This is a genomic window from Pseudomonas syringae KCTC 12500 (genome assembly GCF_000507185.2).
Lineage (GTDB): Bacteria > Pseudomonadota > Gammaproteobacteria > Pseudomonadales > Pseudomonadaceae > Aquipseudomonas > Aquipseudomonas syringae.
On record NZ_AYTM02000002.1, the window covers coordinates 121,828 to 142,500 of the forward strand.

Consider the following 20,673-nt stretch of genomic DNA (forward strand, 5'->3'; position numbering starts at 1 on the left):
ATGAATAGCCCGCTAATCCAGACAGACCGTTTCGCCCTGAGCGAAACCGAGCGCTCGGCCATCGAGCATGAGATGCATCACTACGAGGACCCGCGCGCGGCGTCCATCGAAGCCCTGAAAATTGTTCAGAAGGAACGCGGCTGGGTGCCCGACGGCGCCATTTACGCGATCGGCGACCTGCTGGGCATCCCCGCCAGCGACGTCGAAGGCGTTGCCACCTTCTACAGTCAGATCTTCCGCCAGCCGGTCGGGCGTCACATCATTCGCGTCTGCAACAGCATGGTGTGCTTCATCGGCGGCCACGAAAACGTGGTCGACGAGATCAAGAGCTCACTGGGCATCGGCCTGGGTCAGACCACCGCCGACGGTCGTTTCACACTGCTGCCGGTCTGCTGCCTCGGCAACTGTGACAAGGCGCCGGCCGTGATGGTCGACGACGACACTTTCGGCGATGTACAGCCTGCTGGCGTTGCCAAGATGCTGGAGGGTTACCTATGACCATCACTTCCTTCGGCCCTGCCAACCGCATTGCGCGCACGGCAGAAACCCATCCGCTGACCTGGCGTCTGCGCGACGACGGCGAGCCGGTCTGGCTCGACGAGTACCAGACCAAGGACGGCTATGCCGCAGCGCGCAAGGCGCTGACGCAACAGGCGCCTGACGATATCGTCCAGTCGGTCAAGGATTCCGGCCTCAAGGGCCGCGGTGGCGCAGGCTTCCCCACCGGTGTGAAGTGGGGCCTGATGCCCAAAGACGAGTCCATGAACATCCGCTACCTGCTGTGCAACGCGGACGAGATGGAGCCCAATACCTGGAAAGACCGCATGCTGATGGAGCAACTGCCCCATCTGCTGGTCGAGGGCATGCTGATCAGTGCCCGCGCGCTGAAAGCCTATCGTGGCTATATCTTCCTGCGCGGCGAATACGTCACCGCGGCCAAGCACCTCAATCGCGCAGTGGCGGAAGCCAAGGCTGCCGGTTTGCTGGGCAAGAACATTCTCGGCACCGGCTTCGACTTCGAACTGTTCGTGCACACCGGTGCAGGTCGCTACATCTGCGGCGAAGAAACCGCACTGATCAACTCGCTGGAAGGCCGCCGCGCCAACCCGCGCTCCAAGCCGCCCTTCCCCGCTGCAGTGGGCGTTTGGGGCAAGCCGACCTGTGTGAACAACGTCGAAACCCTGTGCAACGTGCCTGCCATCGTCAATAACGGCAACGACTGGTACAAGTCGCTGGCTCGCGAAGGCAGTGAAGACCACGGCACCAAGCTGATGGGTTTCTCCGGCAAGGTCAAAAATCCCGGTTTGTGGGAGCTGCCTTTCGGCGTACAGGCTCGCGAACTGTTCGAAGACTACGCCGGCGGCATGCGCGATGGCTTCAAGCTCAAGTGCTGGCAACCCGGAGGCGCCGGTACGGGTTTCCTGCTGCCTGAGCATCTGGACGCCCAGATGTATGCAGGCGGTATCGCCAAGGTCGGCACCCGTATGGGGACTGGACTGGCGATGGCGGTCGACGATTCGGTCAACATGGTCTCGCTGCTGCGCAACATGGAAGAGTTTTTCGCTCAGGAGTCCTGCGGCTTCTGCACGCCATGCCGCGACGGTTTGCCATGGAGCGTGAAAATGCTTCGCGCCATCGAGAACGGTCAGGGTCAGCCGGGGGATATCGAAACCCTGCTGGGTCTGGTCAATTTCCTCGGCCCTGGCAAGACCTTCTGTGCCCATGCACCGGGCGCCGTTGAACCCTTGGGCAGTGCGATCAAGTATTTCCGTTCCGAGTTCGAAGCCGGTATCGCGCCAGCCAGCGCAACCACGCTCGTTCCGGGCAAAAGTCCGACAGTGGTCGGCGCATAACAAGACACAACGGTCGGCGGCTGTTCGGGCTGCCGTCCTCGTACCTGCTGACGCCCTCCGGGCTGAACGATACGGGTACTACCGAGATTCCATTAGCCACGCCCGCTGACAACGGGCCAACGAAGACCTTTGAACCATGGCTACTATTCACGTAGACGGCAAAGCGCTCGAAGTCGATGGTGCAGACAACCTGTTACAGGCATGTCTGTCGCTTGGCCTCGATATTCCTTATTTCTGCTGGCACCCCGCCCTTGGCAGCGTTGGCGCCTGTCGCCAGTGCGCAGTCAAGCAGTACACGGACGAGAACGACACCCGCGGTCGTATCGTCATGTCCTGCATGACGCCAGCCACCGACAACACCTGGATTTCCATCGAAGACGATGAGTCCAAGGCCTTCCGGGCCAGTGTCGTCGAATGGCTGATGACCAACCACCCGCATGACTGCCCGGTCTGCGAGGAAGGCGGTCACTGCCACCTGCAGGACATGACGGTGATGACCGGCCACAACGAGCGCCGTTATCGCTTCACCAAGCGTACCCACCAGAATCAGGAGCTGGGGCCGTTCATCGCGCACGAGATGAACCGCTGCATCGCCTGTTATCGCTGTGTGCGCTTTTATAAAGACTACGCAGGCGGCACCGACCTGGGCGTCTACGGCGCCCATGACAACGTGTACTTCGGTCGCGTTGAAGACGGCACGCTGGAAAGCGAGTTCTCCGGCAACCTCACCGAGGTCTGCCCGACCGGTGTGTTCACGGACAAGACCCACTCCGAGCGCTACAACCGCAAGTGGGACATGCAGTTCTCTCCAAGCATCTGCCACGGCTGTTCCAGCGGCTGCAACATCAGCCCTGGTGAACGCTACGGTGAATTGCGCCGCATCGAAAACCGTTACAACGGCTCGGTCAACCAGTACTTCCTCTGCGACCGCGGACGTTTTGGCTACGGCTACGTCAACCGCAAGGATCGCCCGCGTCAGCCATTGCTCGTCGACGGTCAGGTCAAACTGAGCCTGGACGAGGCGCTGGATAAGGCGGCGGACCTGCTGCGCGGCCGTAACATCGTCGGTATCGGCTCTCCTCGCGCCAGCCTCGAAAGCAACTACGCGCTGCGTGAGCTGGTGGGTGCCGAGCATTTCTACAGCGGTATCGAAGCCGGTGAACTGGAGCGTATCAGGCTGATCCTCAAGGTCCTGAACGACAGCCCGCTGCCGATCCCGACCCTGCGCGACATCGAAGATCACGATGCCATCTTCGTCCTCGGCGAAGACCTGACCCAGACAGCGGCGCGCATGGCCCTGGGCTTGCGCCAGGCCGTCAAAGGCAAGGCTGAAGACATGGCAGCGGCGATGAAAGTCCAGCCGTGGCTCGACGCGGCCGTGAAGAACATCGGTCAGCACGAGCTCAATCCGCTGTTCATCGCCAGCCTCGCCGAGACCCGTCTCGATGACGTCGCAGAAGAATGCGTACATGCAGCGCCCGATGATCTGGCGCGTATCGGTTTTGCCGTAGCCCATGCCCTGGACGCCAGCGCACCTGCCGTCGAAGGTCTGGACAGCGAGGCGCTGGAACTGGCGCAACGCATTGCCGATGCACTGCTGGCTGCCAAACGACCGCTGATCATTTCCGGTAGTTCACTGGGTTCGACAGCGCTGATCGAAGCTGCTGCCAACATCGCCAAGGCCTTGAAACTGCGCGACAAGCAGGGTTCGATCAGCCTGATCGTGCCTGAAGCCAACAGCATGGGCCTGGCGATGTTCGGCGGCGAGTCCGTAGATGCCGCGCTGCAAGCCGTGATCTCCGGCAAGGCCGACGCTATCGTGGTGCTGGAAAACGATTTGTATCGTCGTGTGGACGCCAGGATCGTCGACGCCGCGCTGAGCGCAGCGAAGGTCGTGATCGTCGCTGACCATCAGAAAACCCCGACCAGCGACCGCGCCCACCTGATCCTGCCAGCTGCCAGCTTCGCTGAAGGCGACGGCACACTGGTCAGCCAGGAAGGCCGCGCCCAGCGCTTCTTCCAGGTCTTCGATCCGACCTATCTGGATGCCAGCATTCTGATCCACGAAGGCTGGCGCTGGTTGCATGCCCTGCGTGCCACCTTGCTGAACAAGCCGGTTGACTGGACGCAACTCGACCACGTCACCGAAGCCTGCGCCGGCAGCACGCCGCAACTGGCGGGTATCGTCAACGCCGCGCCGTCTGCGTCGTTCCGCATCAAGGGCCTGAAACTGGCTCGCGAACCGCTGCGTTATAGCGGTCGTACTGCGATGCGAGCCAACATCAGCGTGCATGAGCCGCGCACCTCGCAAGACATCGACACCGCGTTCTCGTTCTCCATGGAAGGCTACTCGGGCTCGGCCGAGCCTCGTCAGCAGGTGCCATTCGCCTGGTCGCCGGGCTGGAACTCGCCACAGGCCTGGAACAAGTTTCAGGATGAAGTCGGCGGTCACTTGCGTGCCGGCGACCCGGGCACTCGCCTGATCGAAAGCCAGGGCGATGGTCTGTCGTGGTTCTCCAGCGTGCCACGCGCGTTCTCTCCAGAGCGCGGCACTTGGCAGGTCGTACCGTTCTTCCACCTGTTCGGCAGCGACGAAACCTCGTCTCTGGCCGCGCCGGTTCAGGAACGCATCCCGCAGGCCTATGTCGCAGTGGCCAAGTCCGAAGCCGATCGTCTCGGCGTCAACGACGGTGCCCTGCTCTCCTTGAGCATCGGCGGCGAAACGCTGACCTTGCCGTTGCGCATCAGCGAAGAACTGGGCGCCGGCCTTGTGGCATTGCCGGCAGGACTGCCTGGCATTCCGCCAGCACTCTTTGGCAAATACGTTGACGGTCTGCAGGAGGCAGCGCAATGACCTGGTTTACCCCTGATGTGATCGACGCAATCATTGCAGTGGTCAAGGCCATCGTGGTGTTGCTGGGCGTCGTGGTTGGCGGTGCCTTGTTGAGCTTCGTCGAACGTCGTTTGCTGGGCTGGTGGCAGGACCGTTATGGTCCGAACCGCGTGGGTTCGTTCGGCATGTTCCAGATCGCAGCTGACATGCTGAAGATGTTCTTCAAGGAAGACTGGACCCCACCGTTCGCTGACAAGGTGATCTTCACCCTGGCGCCGGTGGTTGCCATGAGCGCCTTGCTGATCGCCTTCGCAGTCATCCCGATTACCCCGACCTGGGGCGTCGCGGACCTGAACATCGGTCTGTTGTTCTTCTTTGCCATGGCCGGTCTGTCCGTGTATGCGGTGCTGTTCGCCGGCTGGTCGAGCAACAACAAGTTCGCCCTGCTGGGCAGCCTGCGTGCTTCGGCACAAACCGTCTCCTACGAAGTGTTCATGGGCCTTGCGCTGATGGGCATCGTGGTTCAGGTCGGCTCATTCAACATGCGCGACATCGTTGAATATCAGGCGCAGAACCTGTGGTTCATCATTCCGCAGTTCTTTGGCTTCTGTACGTTCTTCATCGCAGGCGTGGCGGTGACTCACCGCCACCCGTTCGACCAACCGGAAGCCGAGCAGGAACTGGCTGACGGCTACCACATTGAATATGCCGGCATGAAATGGGGCATGTTCTTCGTGGGCGAATACATCGGGATCATTTTGATCTCGGCGCTGCTGGTGACGCTGTTCTTCGGCGGCTGGCACGGCCCGTTCGACATTCTGCCATCGCTGGCATTCTTCTGGTTCGCCTTGAAAACCGCGTTTTTCATCATGCTGTTCATTCTGCTGCGCGCCTCCATCCCGCGCCCGCGTTATGACCAGGTCATGGATTTCAGCTGGAAGTTCTGTCTGCCGCTGACCCTGATCAATTTGCTGGTGACTGCTGCGATTGTGTTGTTGAACACACCGGCAGGCTCGGTTCAGTGAGGATTTGACCCATGTTCAAATATATTGGTGACATCGTTAAGGGTACGGGTACCCAGTTGCGCAGCCTGGTCATGGTCTTTGGCCACGGCTTTCGCAAGCGCGACACCCTGCAATACCCCGAAGAGCAGGTTTATCTTCCGCCCCGCTACCGTGGCCGCATCGTTCTGACCCGCGACCCCGATGGTGAAGAGCGCTGCGTGGCGTGCAACCTGTGTGCGGTAGCCTGCCCGGTCGGCTGCATTTCGCTGCAGAAGGCCGAGACAGAGGACGGACGCTGGTACCCGGATTTCTTCCGCATCAACTTTTCGCGCTGCATCTTCTGCGGCCTGTGCGAAGAAGCCTGCCCGACGACCGCGATCCAGCTAACGCCGGACTTCGAGATGGCCGACTTCAAGCGTCAGGATCTGGTGTACGAGAAGGAAGACCTGCTGATCTCCGGACCTGGCAAGAACCCTGACTACAACTTCTATCGCGTTGCCGGTATGGCCATCGGCGGCAAGCCCAAGGGCTCCGCACAGAACGAAGCCGAGCCGATCAACGTCAAGAGCTTGCTGCCTTAAGGAAGTAAAGATGGAATTCGCTTTCTACTTCGCATCCGGTATCGCTGTTGTGTCCACCCTGCGGGTGATCACCAACACGAACCCGGTGCACGCCCTGCTCTACCTGATCATCTCGCTGATCTCCGTAGCGATGACGTTCTTCAGCCTCGGCGCGCCGTTCGCCGGTGTGCTGGAAGTCATTGCCTACGCAGGCGCGATCATGGTCCTGTTCGTGTTTGTGGTGATGATGCTCAACCTCGGCCCGGCCTCGGTTCAGCAGGAACGTGCCTGGCTCAAACCCGGCATCTGGATCGGTCCGGTCATTCTCGGCGCGCTGTTGCTGGCCGAGTTGCTGTACGTGCTGTTCGCCAACCCGACCGGCGCTGGTGTCGGTCACACTACGGTCGACGCCAAGGCAGTCGGCATCAGCCTGTTCGGGCCCTATCTGCTGGTGGTGGAACTCGCCTCGATGCTGTTGCTTGCAGCAGCCATCACGGCCTTCCATCTGGGCCGCAACGAGGCCAAGGAGCCAAGCCAATGAATGCTATCCCTCTTGAGCACGGTCTGGCGGTCGCCGGGGTCCTGTTCTGCCTGGGTCTGGTCGGCCTGATGGTGCGCCGTAACATTCTCTTCGTGTTGATGAGCCTGGAAATCATGATGAACGCCGCTGCACTGGCGTTCGTCGTGGCCGGCAGCCGTTGGGGGCAACCGGACGGGCAGGTGATGTTCATCCTGGTGATCAGCCTTGCGGCAGCCGAGGCCAGTATCGGCCTGGCGATCCTGATGCAACTGTATCGCCGCTTCCACACTCTCGATATCGATGCTGCCAGCGAGATGCGCGGATGAATCTTCTCTTTCTGACTTTCGTATTCCCCCTCATCGGCTTTCTGCTGCTGTCGTTCTCCCGTGGACGCCTCTCGGAAAACCTCGCTGCGCTGATCGGCGTCGGCTCCATCGGCCTGTCAGCCCTCGTCACGGCGTGGGTCATCTGGCAGTTCAACGTGGCACCACCCGAAGGCGGTCACTACACCCAGGTGCTGTGGCGCTGGATGGACGTCGATGGCTTCCAGCCCAACTTCGCGCTGTATCTGGACGGGCTGTCCGTCACGATGCTGGGCGTCGTGGTTGGTGTCGGCTTCCTGATCCACCTGTTCGCGTCCTGGTACATGCGCGGTGAAGCGGGCTACTCGCGCTTCTTCTCCTACACCAACCTGTTCATTGCCAGCATGCTGTTCCTGATCCTGGGCGACAACCTGCTGTTCATCTACTTCGGTTGGGAAGGCGTAGGCCTGTGCAGCTACCTGTTGATCGGTTTCTATTACAGCAACCGCAACAACGGCAACGCAGCGCTCAAAGCGTTCATCGTCACCCGTATCGGTGACGTGTTCATGGCTATCGGCTTGTTCATCCTGTTCCAGCAACTGGGCACGCTCAATGTGCAGGAACTGCTGGTCAGGGCGCCGGAACACTTCAAGGTCGGCGATTTCTGGATCGTGCTGGCGACGTTGATGCTGCTGGGCGGTGCGGTCGGTAAATCTGCACAGCTGCCACTGCAAACCTGGCTGGCGGACGCGATGGCCGGTCCTACGCCAGTTTCGGCGCTGATCCACGCAGCGACCATGGTCACGGCGGGCGTTTACCTGATCGCGCGTACTCACGGCCTGTTCGCACTGGCACCTGACATTCTGCATCTGGTTGGCATTGTCGGCGGCGTCACGCTGGTTCTGGCGGGTTTCGCCGCACTGGTACAGACCGACATCAAGCGTATCCTCGCCTACTCGACCATGAGCCAGATCGGCTACATGTTCCTGGCACTGGGCGTTGGCGCCTGGGAAGGCGCGATCTTCCACCTGATGACCCACGCCTTCTTCAAGGCGCTGCTGTTCCTTGCTTCCGGTGCGGTGATCGTTGCCTGCCACCACGAGCAGAACATCTTCAAGATGGGCGGCCTGTGGAAAAAACTGCCATTGGCCTACGCCAGCTTCATCGTCGGTGGCGCTGCTCTTTCCGCCCTGCCGCTGCTGACGGCGGGCTTCTACTCCAAGGACGAAATTCTCTGGGAAGCATTTGCCAGCGGTAACAACGGTTTGCTGTATGCCGGTCTGGTGGGCGCGTTCATGACGTCGCTGTACACCTTCCGTCTGATCTTCATCGCGTTCCACGGTGAAGCCAAGACCGAAGCACACGCAGGTCACGGTATCGCTCACTGGCTGCCACTGTCGGTGCTGATCGTGCTGTCTACGTTCATCGGCGCGTTGATCACTCCGCCCCTGGCCGGTGTGCTGCCGCAGAGCGTCGGCCATGCCGGTGGCGAAGCCAAGCACAGTCTGGAGATCGCCTCCGGCGCCATCGCGCTGGCCGGTATCCTGCTGGCAGCGTTGCTGTTCCTCGGCAAGCGTCGCCTGGCAACGGCTATCGCCAACAGTGGTCCGGGCCGTTTCCTCTCGGCCTGGTGGTTCGCGGCCTGGGGCTTCGACTGGATCTACGACAAGCTGTTCGTCAAGCCGTATCTGGCAATCAGCCATGTACTGCGTAGCGATCCGTTCGACCGCACCATCGGCTTGATCCCACGTCTGGTCAAAGGCGGTCATGACACCATGAGCCGCACCGAGACCGGCCAGTTGCGTTGGTATGCTGCCTCGATCGCTGTGGGTGCCGTTCTGGTACTCGGTGCCGTCGTTCTGGTTGCGATCTGATATGAACCTTGCGAATTTGCGAAAGGAATTGAGCCCGTCATGATTCTGCCCTGGCTAATCCTGATCCCCTTCATCGGCGGCCTGCTGTGCTGGCTGGGTGAGCGCTTCGGCTCTACCCTGCCGCGCTGGATTGCGTTGCTGACAATGACCCTGGAACTGGTTCTCGGCCTCTGGCTGTGGGCTACCGGCAACTTCGGCTACGCGCCGGTGCCGGGTGCCGATCCAACCTGGACCCTGGAATTCCACCACCCGTGGATCACCCGCTTCGGCATCGACGTGCATCTGGCACTCGATGGCCTGTCGCTGCTGATGATCCTGCTGACAGGCCTGCTGGGCGTGCTGTCGGTGCTGTGCTCGTGGAAGGAAATCCAGCGCAAGGTCGGTTTCTTCCACCTTAACCTGATGTGGATCCTGGGCGGTGTCGTCGGCGTGTTCCTGGCCATCGACCTGTTCATGTTCTTCTTCTTCTGGGAAATGATGCTGGTGCCGATGTATTTCCTCATCGCGCTCTGGGGTCACAGTTCTTCGGACGGCAAGAAAACCCGTATCTATGCAGCCACCAAGTTCTTCATCTTCACTCAGGCCAGCGGCCTGATCATGCTGGTGGCGATCCTGGGCCTGGTGCTGGTGCACTTCAATCAGACCGGCGTGATCACTTTTGCCTACGCCGACCTGCTGAAGACCAAACTGACACCGGGTACCGAGTACATCCTGATGCTGGGCTTCTTCATTGCCTTCGCCGTCAAGCTGCCGGTGGTGCCATTGCACTCCTGGCTGCCGGATGCGCATGCCCAGGCACCGACTGCAGGCTCCGTCGACCTGGCGGGTATCCTGCTGAAGACGGCGGCTTACGGCCTGCTGCGCTTTGCCCTGCCGCTGTTCCCCAACGCATCGGCCGAGTTCGCACCGATTGCAATGACGCTGGGCCTGGTCGGTATCTTCTACGGCGCATTCCTGGCGTTTGCCCAGACTGACATCAAGCGCCTGATCGCGTTCTCCAGCGTTTCGCACATGGGCTTCGTGCTGATCGGTATCTACTCGGGCAGCCAGCAAGCGCTGCAAGGCGTACTGATTCAGATGATCGCCCACGGTCTGTCGGCCGCGGCACTGTTCATTCTCAGTGGTCAGTTGTACGAGCGTCTGCACACTCGCGACATGCGTGAGATGGGCGGTCTGTGGTCACGCATCGCCTACATCCCGGCCATCAGCCTGTTCTTTGCCGCCGCCTCTTTGGGTCTGCCGGGCACCGGCAACTTCGTCGGCGAATTCCTGATTCTGCTGGGCAGCTTCGCCAGCTCACCATGGATCACGGCGATCGCCACCTCCGGTCTGGTGTTTGGTTCTGTCTACTCGCTGATCATGATCCACCGCGCCTATTTCGGCCCGTCGAAGTCCGACGAGGTTCTGAAGGGCATGGACGGACGGGAAATGATCATGGTGCTGGGCCTTGCCGTGTTGCTGGTCGTGCTCGGGGTATTCCCGCAGCCGTTCCTCGACACATCGGCGGCGACCATGCACGGCGTGCAGCAATGGCTAGGCACTGCCTTCACTCAACTCGCTTCGGCCCGGTAAGAGCGCTATGGACCTGACGATTCAACACTTTATTGCGCTTGCGCCACTGCTGATCACCAGCCTCACCATTGTCGTGGTGATGCTGGCGATCGCATGGCGCCGCAATCACTCGCAAACGTTCCTGCTTTCGGTAGCAGGCCTCAACCTGGCTCTTCTGTCGATCTATCCAGCACTGAAAGTTGCCCCTCTGGTCGTGACGCCACTGCTGCATATCGACAACTTTGCCTGCCTGTACATGGCGATCATCCTCGCCTCTACCCTCGCTTGCGTGACCATGGCGCACGCCTATCTGGGTGACGGCAAGGTCGGGTATCCCGGCAATCGCGAAGAGCTTTACCTGCTGATCCTGCTGGCAGCTGCCGGTGGACTGGTGCTGGTCAGCGCTCAGCATCTGGCGGGCCTGTTCATCGGCCTGGAACTGCTGTCGGTGCCGGTCTATGGGCTGGTGGCTTATGCCTTCTTCAACAAGCGTTCGCTGGAAGGCGGCATCAAGTACATGGTCCTGTCGGCCGCAGGCTCGGCGTTCCTGCTGTTCGGTATGGCGCTGCTGTACGCAGAGGCAGGCTCGCTGAGTTTCGACGGTATCGGCAAGGCCATCGCAGCGACCGGCATGCCGAGTCCGATTGCCAGCCTGGGTCTGGGCATGATGGTCGTCGGCCTGGCCTTCAAGCTGTCACTGGTGCCTTTCCACCTGTGGACCCCGGACGTTTACGAAGGCGCTCCTGCGCCGGTCGCAGCCTTCCTGGCAACTGCCAGCAAGGTGGCGGTATTTGCGGTACTGGTGCGTCTGTTCCAGGTTTCACCAGCAGCCAGCAGCGGTGTCCTGCATGACGTACTGGCAGTCATCGCCGTCGCGTCGATCCTGGTCGGCAACCTGCTGGCGCTGACTCAGACCAACCTCAAGCGTCTGTTGGGCTACTCCTCCATCGCGCACTTCGGTTACCTGATGATTGCGCTGGTGGCCAGCAAAGGCATGGCGGTCGAGGCGATCGGCGTCTATCTGGCGACTTACGTCCTGACCTCGCTGGGCAGCTTCGGTGTGATCACCATGATGTCTTCGCCTTACAGCGGACGTGATGCTGACGCAATGTTCGAATACCGTGGTCTGTTCTGGCGTCGCCCTTACCTGACGGCAGTCATGACCCTGATGATGCTGTCGCTGGCAGGTATCCCGCTCACCGCAGGTTTCATCGGCAAGTTCTATATCATCGCCACCGGTGTCGAATCGCAGCTGTGGTGGCTGGTCGGGGCTCTGGTAATCGGTAGCGCCATCGGCGTGTTCTATTACCTACGCGTCATGGTCACCATGTATCTGGTCGACAACAAGCTTCCTCGCCACGACGCAGCCATCAACTGGGCACAGCGCACGGGCGGCGTGATGCTGCTGGCCGTTGCGATCCTGACCTTCGTGCTGGGTGTCTACCCGCAACCGCTGCTCGATCTGGTGCTCAACGCTGGTCTGCACGTAGCAGGCTGATTCTGCGCAAACAAAAAGCCCTGCTCTTGAGCAGGGCTTTTTTTTGTCTTCGAAAATGGCTGGAACGGCTACCCGGCAACACTTTTCGCGGCCCGCACAGCGCCAGGGGATAGGCCAACCGTTCTTTTGAATGCACGGCTGAACGCGGCCAATGAGCCGTAACCCAGTTGACTGGCAACAGCCTCCAGAGAACAGTGTTCACGGCTCAGGCTATGCAATGCCAAGCGCATTCTCAGCTCCGTCAGGTACTGCAATGGCGGCATACCCGTTGCCTCGAGAAAGCGCTGTGCGAACACAGAGCGGGAATGCCTGGCCTCACGGGCAAGCGTGGCCACCGTCCAGCGTCTGCCTGGACGCTGGTGCATCATGACGATGGCGCGACTCAGCCGAGGGTCTTGCAAGGCACCGAGCCAGCCTGTGGCATTCCCACAGCCGCCTGCAACCCAACCACGCACCAAAAGCGCGGCCACGACTTCAGCAAGACGTGCCAGAATCCCCGCATGCCCGGCCTGCAGCATCAAGGTCTCACGCTCCATTGCCGCGAGCATGGGCCGCAGCTCGGGACATGTCTCCAACAGCGTGCTGACCTGCATGACATCCGGCATGGCGGCAACAAGCGGTTGCATGCCGCCCAGCTCCAACTCCATGCAACAGCTGAAAATGATCGCGTGATCAGAGACTCCGCCCTCCTCGTCGTATGCCCCATTGTGAACGCCATCGACAATGCCGGTAGACGGGTCAAACAGCTGTATATCGCTCGCAGCCGTGTCTTCAGCCGACAAAATGGCATGGTGCCCACCGCGCGGAATCAGAACCGCGTCCCCGCTGTCGAGCCTGCATAGAACGTTCTCAGCGCTGCGCAACCACACCGGCCCACGACCGACGAAATGAAACTGTGCTCGCCCGATTGCGTTACTGAAGCCAACACCAAGAGGCGGTACGACTTCCAGCCTGCGGAATTGAACACCGAAAAGACGCATACCGAGCAGCAGCTCGCTGATGGGGTCATTTGAGCAGGTTGGCATGGAGAACGGTGACCACGAATTCAGGACGATTAATCAATTTTTCAGGATCTTACGTCATAGACCGTCCTGCGTCATCGACCTACAGTGCGCCCATCACTTCTGCCGCAGGGAAATCGCCTCATGAATCACATTCGCTTCGCTCGCCTACTGCGTAATACTTGGCTTGTCGCGCTGTTAAGCGGACTATCGTCGATTGCCCTGGCAATAGACAAAAGCTACACCGTCACAGCCCCTGACGGCGTCAAGCTCGCTGTGCAGGAATCAGGAGATCCGAGCGGCCCAGCTCTGATTTTCATCCACGGCCTGCTGGGCAGTCACCTCAATTGGGAGAAGCAGATCGGTAGTCCTCAGCTGCAGCGCTACCGGATGATTACTTATGACCTGCGCGGTCACGGGCTTTCCGACAAGCCCGAGAATATCGAGGCGTACCGCAATGGACGTCATTATGCGGACGATCTGGCAGCGGTAGTTGAAGCCACTGCAAGCAAGCGTCCGGTGCTGGTTGGCTGGTCAATGGGGGGCGTGGTCATGTCCAACTACCTCGCCGCCTATGGCGATGCGAAGATCGGCGGGGTTGTGTATGTCGATGGTGTCATCGAGCTCAACGCTGCTTTGATTACAGCCCATCCTCAAGTGTATGCAGGCCTGAGCTCAGAGGACCTGAAAACCCACCTTGATGCAGTACGTACTTTTCTCGGACTGTGCTTCCAGACAAAGCCGGATGCACTGATCTTCGAGCGGCTGCTGTCGAGTGCCGCGATGGCATCGTGGGCGATGACCCGTGCTACGCCTGCAATGACTGTCGATGCGGCAGAAGGCTTGCCCAGGGCAAAGGTGCCGGTATTGATGCTGTATGGCGGCAAGGATGAGCTGGTCAATGTTCAGCCCAGCATCGCACGTGCCCGGCAACTCAATGCGCGGATTCAATCCAAGGTGTACGAAAATTCAGGCCACGCGCCATTTCTGGAAGAAGCATCGCGCTTCAATACTGATCTGACAGCCTTCATGGACTCGGCTGCCATCGCGGCAAAAGGCTCAGAATGAGACCTGCTCCGAGCGTTATGTCCTAATCAAAAAAACCGCGCATGCTCCTGCCTGATAAATGGCAGGAGGCATGCGCGGGTCTGTGTCATCAGCCTGGCAGTTTTACGGGCTTCTTGGCGCCGCTGAACAACCCCCAGCTGGACATGAACAGCGCCGCCACCAGAGGTCCGATCACAAAGCCGTTCAGACCAAAGACCGACATGCCGCCCAACGTGGAAATAAGGATCAGGTAGTCCGGCATCTTGGTGTCCTTGCCCACCAGGATCGGGCGCAGTACGTTATCCACCAGACCGATCACGAAGACGCCAAACAAGCCCAGTACCACACCCTGCCAAATCATCCCGCTAAGCAGGAAGTAGATGGCCACTGGCGCCCAGACAATCCCGGCTCCCACCGCAGGCAACAGCGACAGGAATGCCATTATCACCGCCCAGAGCAGTGCACTCGGGATGTCCAGCACCCAGAAGATGAAACCGCCCAGCGCACCTTGCGTGACCGCGACCACCACGTTGCCTTTGACCGTGGCACGTACCACTCGGGTGAACTTGAGCTGCAGGCGACGCTTCTGCTGTTCGCCCAACGGGAAAGCCGTGCGGATCTTGCGTACCAGCTCCTGTCCGTCGCGCAGGAAAAAGTACAGCAGGTAAAGCATGATGAAGACGCTGACGACAAAGTCGAAGGTGCCCTGCCCGAAGCTGAATGCCTGGGTAGCCAGGTACTGACTGCCCTGCATCGCGCCCTTGGCGATCTTGTCGCGCAACCCTTCCAGGTCGCCCATGCCCAGACGATCGAGCAGCGCCTGCATGGAGTGCGGCAACAGGTCCTTGAACTCGGCCAGATAGCCGGCGATATCCAGTTGCCCGGTCTCGACGTTCTTGTACAGCGTGGTGCCCTCCTGAACCAGCAAGGCGCTGATCACGATCACCGGCAGAATCGCGATAACCAGACAGATCATCAGGGTGCACAGGGAGGTGAGATTGCGTGACCAGTTGAACTTGATCTGCAACTTGCGCTGCACAGGCGCGAAGATGATTCCGAGGATGACCGCCCAGAACACTGCGCCATAGAACGGCAGCAGAATCCATATGAAGGCAATGGTCACCAGTACCAGTAGTAGAATGAGGGTTTTGTATTGCAGCGTGGTTTCGTTCATGTCCTGTCCATGTCATTAGACCGCGCATCGCGCCCGGTCTAGAGCTTAGTCAGCACACAAGCGCACGAGTGCCATCTTCTATGAAGGCAATATGACGGCGACGAAAGTCACGGGTGATGGCAGGGATTCAAGCCACTGCCCGACAGACATCAGCGCCGGAACTGACCGAGCAGGCTGTCCAGGCGCGCGCCCGTTCAGCCAGGCTGCGTGAGGTCTTGGCGCTGTGCCGGGTTTCATCGGCGACGCCCTCGGCTGCACTCAAGATCTGATGAACGCTGCGATTAATTTCTCTGAAAGGTGCCGGCTGACGTACTACGGGGCAGTCCGCTCTGGCAGTTCTATGCGTACCCGCAATCCCCCTGCCGGACTTTCCAGCAATTGCAATTGACCGCCCCACGCCTCGACGATGTCGCGCACGATACCCAGACCCAGCCCGTGGCCAGTAATCTGCTCGTCAAGACGAGCGCCCCGACTGAACACTTCTGCGCGTTGCGCCTCGGGAATACCAGGCCCGTCGTCATCCACCAACAGACAGAAGCCCTGATGCTGACTGAGAATGTCCAGACGCACTTCGCTGTCGGCCCATTTGCAGGCGTTGTCCAGCAGGTTGCCGAGCAGTTCGAGAATGTCCTCTCGATCCCACGGCAGGTACATGCCCGCCTCGACATCGTTGATCAACTGGAGATGGACATCATGAATCATGCCCAGTGTGGAGAAAAGCCCAGGCAGTTCGGCGTCACAATCGAAGCGGGCTCCCGGTAGAGCGTCGCCGGAGAGGCGTGCGCGATTGAGCTCGCGTTCCAGACGCAGACGGATATTTTCCAGCTGCTCCTGCAGCGTCCTGCGCAAGGCCGGGTTGGCGTCCAACTGGCCGCTGAGGGCCAGGCTGAGCAAGACCGCGAGCGGTGTCTTCAAGGCATGTCCAAGATTACCCAGCGCATTGCGTGAGCGTTTCAGGCTGTCTTCGGTATGCGCGAGCAAGTGGTTGATCTGCGCCACCAGCGGCTCGAGTTCGAGGGGAACCTGATTATCCAGTTGTGAGCGCTGGCCCTGCTGGAGCTGAAAAATCTGCTCGCGAACGGTTTCAAGCGGACGAAGCGCTCTTCGCACGGTGATGCGTTGTAACACCAGCACCAGGATCAGCGCGGCAAGCCCAAGTCCCAGTCCGATCTGCTGCATGAGACGAAAACTCGCCCTGACCGGCGTGTAATCCTGTGCGACGGTGATTGAAACCTGCTTGCCGAACTTGCGGTATTCGCTGGTCAGCATCAACAGCGATTGCCCGGTCTTGCCGAGCTCAAGATTGGCATGCAAACCCACCCCAGGCTGGGGCAGCTCGAAATCCCACAGGGAGCGGGAGCGCCAGTGCCCCTGTGGCAGATCCATGCGGAAGTAATGGCCGGACAACGGACGCTGGTAGGCACCCGAGAGGCGATGGTCATCCAGCTGCAGCCCGGCAGGACCTCGCACCAGTGCTACCAGCAGGTTTTCACTTTCGTTGCGCAGGCCTGACTCCAGATAGCGCTGCAGGCCCACTTCGAATAGCCAGAGACTGGTCTGCGCCATCACCAGACCGACAACCACCATAACGGCGATCAAACCCAGACTCAGACGCCGCTGTATGGATTTCAACCGCCGGCTCCACCGTAAAGATAGCCCTGACCGCGGCGTGTCTCGACGACTGCGCGGCCCAACTTGCGCCTCAGGTGATTGACATGGACTTCGATGACGTTGGAATCACGCTCGTTTTCGCCATCGTACAAGTGCTCTGAAAGATGGCTTTTAGAGAGAATCTGTCCCGGGTGGAGCATGAAATAACGCAGCAACCGAAACTCAGCCGAGGTGAGCTGGATATCCACGCCATCCCGGCTGACGCATTGCCGGCCTTCATCCAGATTAAGACCGGCCGATTCCAGTGTGGGCTGGTTGGCCAGCCCGTGCGAACGTCGCAGCAGTGCCTGAATACGCAGCTGCAGCTCTTCAGGATGAAAAGGCTTGGTCAGGTAATCGTCGGCGCCTGCCTTCAAGCCTTCTATACGCTCTGACCAGGAGCCCCGCGCGGTCAGAATCAACACGGGGGTCGCCAGACCTTTGCTGCGCCAATGCTGGAGAACCTCAAGCCCTGGCATGCCAGGCAGACCCAGATCCAGAACGATCAGGTCATAAGGCTCGGTTGCTCCTTGATGAACCGCATCACGCCCGTCAGCCAGCCAGTCGACCGCGTAGCCTTGACGCCCCAGCGCAGCCAGCAGCTCATCGGCAAGGGGAACATGGTCTTCAACCAGTAGCAGGCGCATCAGTCATCATCCTCGTCTTTCAGCAATCGGCTATCACGCGCATCGAACTTGAGCTCGCGAACGACGCCCTCAGGGGTCAGCAACTCAAACTCATACACGTACACATTATTCTTTTCCTCAAGCTCGGCCTCCAGCAAACGAGAGCCCGGATGAAGGCCCATCGCGCGTTCGATGAACCGTTCGAGAGGCAGGATGACCCCGCGCTGCCGCAAACTGAGCGCTTCATCCTGATTCAGATCTCTGGCATACACAAAAGAGCAGGTCAGGCTCAAACCAAGGATGACACAGAGACGCTTGTCGACATTCATTAGTTATCCTGATGATTCCTGTATACCTGGCCCGTGGCGGCGTCCATTTCGAGAACCCACTCAACACCCTGTTTGTCACGCAGCTCGACATTGTAAACGTACCTGCCGTAGATGTTCTTGAACTGCGTGCCGGTGATACTGGCATCGGGGTGTTTGCTCAGCGCTTTGGCATCGAGCTTTTCAGCCGAATGAAGCGTACCGGCCTCACTGAGGCGCAGCACTTCCTGTGGGTCGACCCCACGCGCCTGAATGAAACAGGACGTCAAAACAAATGTAAGGGCCGCCAGCAGGGTGGTCAGCGTTTTCATAGGGGGTATCCATAGCGATCGGTGCTTCTATGGCGTCCACCTTAACCGGTACAACTTAACTCAAACTGAATAGATCTGGCCGAGTGCCATCAAGCGTTCTAGCGGGGTCATCCCGGCCAACCCTTGCATGGAGTTTCAGGCCATTGCTGTTAAACTCGTCGATTGCATTTATCGCGTGAGCGATCGCCATTTTTCCGGGGCCAATACACAGTGGAAATCTTCAAAGAGTTTACCTTCGAGTCAGCACACCGCCTCCCCCACGTTCCTGAGGGGCACAAGTGTGGACGTCTGCACGGCCATTCGTTTCGTGTCGGCATTCATCTGGCCGGAAAGGTTGATCCCCATACCGGCTGGATCCGGGACTTCTCGGAAATCAAGGCGATCTTCAAGCCGCTGTATGAACGCCTCGATCATAACTACCTGAATGACATCCCGGGCCTGGAGAATCCAACCAGCGAAAACCTGGCGAAATGGATCTGGAATGAGTTGAAGCCTCTGCTGCCGGAGCTGTCGGCAGTCCGTATTCACGAGACCTGCACTAGCGGATGTGAATACCGCGGCGATTGATTGCCCTGACAATAAAAAACCACCTCACCGGTGGTTTTTTTGTGCCTGTCGATCGGCGGAAGATATAGCCACGCAGACCCATGATGCATAGAAACGAAAACATGTTTTCACGCTGTTTTTTTGCAGGCACCAGACAAACAAAAACCCTCAACGCGTAAGCGATGAGGGTTTCTGGAATTTAATCTTGACGATGACCTACTCTCACATGGGGAAACCCCACACTACCATCGGCGATACATCGTTTCACTACTGAGTTCGGGATGGGATCAGGTGGTTCCAATGCTCTATGGTCGTCAAGAAATTCGGGTACCGAATCGTGCCCTGCGGCGCGCTTCAGCAAATCGGGTATGTGATAGCAAGCTGGTTCAGGTGTCGTTCGTGACGCAAACTTTCGGTTCGTGTCATCTTCACAGTCACCGCAATCTGGTCGTTCGACGCAAATTGCTTGGGTGTTATATGGTCAAGCCTCACGGGCAATTAGTATTGGTTAGCTCAACGCCTCACAGCGCTTACACACCCAACCTATCAACGTCGTAGTCTTCGACGGCCCTTTAGGGAACTCAAGGTTCCAGTGAGATCTCATCTTGAGGCAAGTTTCCCGCTTAGATGCTTTCAGCGGTTATCTTTTCCGAACATAGCTACCCGGCAATGCCACTGGCGTGACAACCGGAACACCAGAGGTTCGTCCACTCCGGTCCTCTCGTACTAGGAGCAGCCCCTCTCAAATCTCAAACGTCCACGGCAGATAGGGACCGAACTGTCTCACGACGTTCTAAACCCAGCTCGCGTACCACTTTAAATGGCGAACAGCCATACCCTTGGGACCGGCTTCAGCCCCAGGATGTGATGAGCCGACATCGAGGTGCCAAACACCGCCGTCGATATGAACTCTTGGGCGGTATCAGCCTGTTATCCCCGGAGTACCTTTTATCCGTTGAGCGATGGCCCTTCCATACAGAACCACCGGATCACTAAGACCTACTTTCGTACCTGCTCGACGTGTCTGTCTCGCAGTCAAGCGCGCTTTTGCCTTTATACTCTACGACCGATTTCCGACCGGTCTGAGCGCACCTTCGTACTCCTCCGTTACTCTTTAGGAGGAGACCGCCCCAGTCAAACTACCCACCATACACTGTCCTCGATCCGGATAACGGACCTGAGTTAGAACCTCAAAGTTGCCAGGGTGGTATTTCAAGGTTGGCTCCACGCAGACTGGCGTCCACGCTTCAAAGCCTCCCACCTATCCTACACAAGCAAATTCAAAGTCCAGTGCAAAGCTATAGTAAAGGTTCACGGGGTCTTTCCGTCTAGCCGCGGATACACTGCATCTTCACAGCGATTTCAATTTCACTGAGTCTCGGGTGGAGACAGCGCCGCCATCGTTACGCCATTCGTGCAGGTCGGAACTTACCCGACAAGGAATTTCGCTACCTTAGGACCGTTATAGTTACGGCCGCCGTTTACCGGGGCTTCGATCAAGAGCTTCGCTTGCGCTAACCCCATCAATTAACCTTCCGGCACCGGGCAGGCGTCACACCCTATACGTCCACTTTCGTGTTTGCAGAGTGCTGTGTTTTTAATAAACAGTCGCAGCGGCCTGGTATCTTCGACCGGCAGGGGCTTACGCAGTAAATGCTTCACCTCCACCGGCGCACCTTCTCCCGAAGTTACGGTGCCATTTTGCCTAGTTCCTTCACCCGAGTTCTCTCAAGCGCCTTGGTATTCTCTACCCAACCACCTGTGTCGGTTTGGGGTACGGTTCCTGGTTACCTGAAGCTTAGAAGCTTTTCTTGGAAGCATGGCATCAACCACTTCATGTTCTAAAAGAACACTCGTCATCAGCTCTCGGCCTTAAGATCCCGGATTTACCTAAGATCTCAGCCTACCACCTTAAACCTGGACTACCAACGCCAGGCTGGCCTAGCCTTCTCCGTCCCTCCATCGCAATAACCAGAAGTACAGGAATATTAACCTGT

Annotated in this window: 19 protein-coding genes and 2 rRNA genes (1 of these 21 only partly in view); 13 read left to right on the top strand and 8 right to left on the bottom strand. The window is 59.0% G+C overall.

Going from position 1 to position 20,673, the window contains the following annotated elements; all coding sequences use genetic code 11:
• From nuoE to nuoN, 10 genes are all read left to right on the top strand, one after another.
• On the top strand, positions 1 to 498 hold the full coding sequence (nuoE, locus tag V476_RS01040; RefSeq protein ID WP_002554014.1) for an NADH-quinone oxidoreductase subunit NuoE: 498 nt from the start codon (positions 1 to 3) through the stop codon (positions 496 to 498).
• Entirely contained in the window at positions 495 to 1,853 is a 1,359-nt protein-coding gene (gene nuoF, locus V476_RS01045) for an NADH-quinone oxidoreductase subunit NuoF (RefSeq protein ID WP_010427015.1), read from the top strand. Before nuoE ends, nuoF begins: the two co-directional genes overlap by 4 nt.
• A 136-nt stretch (positions 1,854 to 1,989) precedes the next feature.
• Positions 1,990 to 4,707, top strand: coding sequence for an NADH-quinone oxidoreductase subunit NuoG (gene nuoG, locus V476_RS01050; RefSeq protein ID WP_024961183.1), 2,718 nt, complete (start codon positions 1,990 to 1,992; stop codon positions 4,705 to 4,707).
• Positions 4,704 to 5,711 carry an NADH-quinone oxidoreductase subunit NuoH gene (gene nuoH / locus V476_RS01055; RefSeq protein WP_024961182.1) on the top strand — a complete coding sequence of 336 codons (1,008 nt, stop codon included), beginning with the start codon at positions 4,704 to 4,706 and terminating at the stop codon, positions 5,709 to 5,711. The genes nuoG and nuoH overlap by 4 nt, the downstream gene beginning before the upstream one ends.
• Before the next feature lie 11 nt (positions 5,712 to 5,722).
• Positions 5,723 to 6,271 (top strand): NADH-quinone oxidoreductase subunit NuoI, encoded by a 549-nt coding sequence (gene nuoI, locus V476_RS01060; RefSeq protein ID WP_002554018.1) that lies wholly within the window; start codon positions 5,723 to 5,725, stop codon positions 6,269 to 6,271.
• A gap of 10 nt (positions 6,272 to 6,281) precedes the next feature.
• Positions 6,282 to 6,791, top strand: a complete 510-nt coding sequence (nuoJ, locus tag V476_RS01065) for an NADH-quinone oxidoreductase subunit J (RefSeq protein ID WP_024961181.1) — start codon at positions 6,282 to 6,284, stop codon at positions 6,789 to 6,791.
• Entirely contained in the window at positions 6,788 to 7,096 is a 309-nt protein-coding gene (nuoK, locus tag V476_RS01070; RefSeq protein WP_003317980.1) for an NADH-quinone oxidoreductase subunit NuoK, read from the top strand. Before nuoJ ends, nuoK begins: the two co-directional genes overlap by 4 nt.
• Positions 7,093 to 8,946 (top strand): NADH-quinone oxidoreductase subunit L, encoded by a 1,854-nt coding sequence (gene nuoL / locus V476_RS01075; RefSeq protein WP_024649779.1) that lies wholly within the window; start codon positions 7,093 to 7,095, stop codon positions 8,944 to 8,946. Before nuoK ends, nuoL begins: the two co-directional genes overlap by 4 nt.
• A gap of 39 nt (positions 8,947 to 8,985) precedes the next feature.
• Positions 8,986 to 10,518, top strand: a complete 1,533-nt coding sequence (gene nuoM, locus V476_RS01080) for an NADH-quinone oxidoreductase subunit M (RefSeq protein ID WP_003395680.1) — start codon at positions 8,986 to 8,988, stop codon at positions 10,516 to 10,518.
• A gap of 7 nt (positions 10,519 to 10,525) precedes the next feature.
• The gene (nuoN, locus tag V476_RS01085) at positions 10,526 to 11,995 is read left to right on the top strand and encodes an NADH-quinone oxidoreductase subunit NuoN (protein WP_003317984.1); all 1,470 of its coding nucleotides are present in this window, start codon (positions 10,526 to 10,528) and stop codon (positions 11,993 to 11,995) included.
• Positions 11,996 to 12,063: 68 nt separating this feature from the next.
• Here the strand turns inward: nuoN and V476_RS01090 are convergent, their stop codons facing one another.
• Positions 12,064 to 13,020 carry an AraC family transcriptional regulator gene (locus V476_RS01090; RefSeq protein WP_024961180.1) on the bottom strand — a complete coding sequence of 319 codons (957 nt, stop codon included), beginning with the start codon at positions 13,018 to 13,020 and terminating at the stop codon, positions 12,064 to 12,066.
• A 120-nt stretch (positions 13,021 to 13,140) separates the two neighbouring features.
• Here V476_RS01090 and V476_RS01095 point away from each other — a divergent pair, with 120 nt between their 5' ends.
• Entirely contained in the window at positions 13,141 to 14,064 is a 924-nt protein-coding gene (locus V476_RS01095) for an alpha/beta fold hydrolase (protein ID WP_024961179.1), read from the top strand.
• 88 nt (positions 14,065 to 14,152) lie between these two features.
• Here the strand turns inward: V476_RS01095 and V476_RS01100 are convergent, their stop codons facing one another.
• Positions 14,153 to 15,217: an AI-2E family transporter gene (locus tag V476_RS01100; RefSeq protein ID WP_003411676.1), complete on the bottom strand. Its 1,065-nt coding sequence runs from the start codon at positions 15,215 to 15,217 to the stop codon at positions 14,153 to 14,155.
• A 116-nt stretch (positions 15,218 to 15,333) separates the two neighbouring features.
• Between V476_RS01100 and V476_RS28420 the strand changes: the two genes are divergently transcribed.
• Positions 15,334 to 15,486, top strand: a complete 153-nt coding sequence (locus V476_RS28420; protein ID WP_161780173.1) for a hypothetical protein — start codon at positions 15,334 to 15,336, stop codon at positions 15,484 to 15,486.
• Positions 15,487 to 15,529: 43 nt separating this feature from the next.
• Here V476_RS28420 and V476_RS01105 read toward each other — a convergent pair whose 3' ends face one another.
• Genes V476_RS01105 through V476_RS01120 form a run of 4 tightly spaced genes read right to left on the bottom strand, consistent with a single transcriptional unit; the run spans position 15,530 to position 18,130 of the window.
• Positions 15,530 to 16,849 (bottom strand): sensor histidine kinase, encoded by a 1,320-nt coding sequence (locus tag V476_RS01105; protein ID WP_024961178.1) that lies wholly within the window; start codon positions 16,847 to 16,849, stop codon positions 15,530 to 15,532.
• On the bottom strand, positions 16,846 to 17,514 hold the full coding sequence (locus tag V476_RS01110; RefSeq protein ID WP_024663372.1) for a response regulator transcription factor: 669 nt from the start codon (positions 17,512 to 17,514) through the stop codon (positions 16,846 to 16,848). The genes V476_RS01105 and V476_RS01110 overlap by 4 nt, the downstream gene beginning before the upstream one ends.
• A complete protein-coding gene (locus V476_RS01115; RefSeq protein ID WP_024663371.1) occupies positions 17,514 to 17,822 on the bottom strand; it encodes a PepSY domain-containing protein in 309 nt (102 codons plus the stop codon). The genes V476_RS01110 and V476_RS01115 overlap by 1 nt, the downstream gene beginning before the upstream one ends.
• Positions 17,822 to 18,130: a PepSY domain-containing protein gene (locus V476_RS01120; protein ID WP_004417249.1), complete on the bottom strand. Its 309-nt coding sequence runs from the start codon at positions 18,128 to 18,130 to the stop codon at positions 17,822 to 17,824. Before V476_RS01120 ends, V476_RS01115 begins: the two co-directional genes overlap by 1 nt.
• A 210-nt stretch (positions 18,131 to 18,340) precedes the next feature.
• Between V476_RS01120 and queD the strand changes: the two genes are divergently transcribed.
• A complete protein-coding gene (gene queD / locus V476_RS01125) occupies positions 18,341 to 18,697 on the top strand; it encodes a 6-carboxytetrahydropterin synthase QueD (protein WP_003317991.1) in 357 nt (118 codons plus the stop codon).
• Between the two features lie 182 nt (positions 18,698 to 18,879).
• On the opposite strand, the gene rrf is transcribed toward queD, so the two are convergent.
• Together rrf and V476_RS01135 are read right to left on the bottom strand one after the other, a co-directional pair.
• A 5S ribosomal RNA gene (gene rrf, locus V476_RS01130) occupies positions 18,880 to 18,995 on the bottom strand.
• A 158-nt stretch (positions 18,996 to 19,153) separates the two neighbouring features.
• Positions 19,154 to 20,673 (bottom strand): 23S ribosomal RNA (locus tag V476_RS01135) (it continues 1,374 nt past the right edge of the window).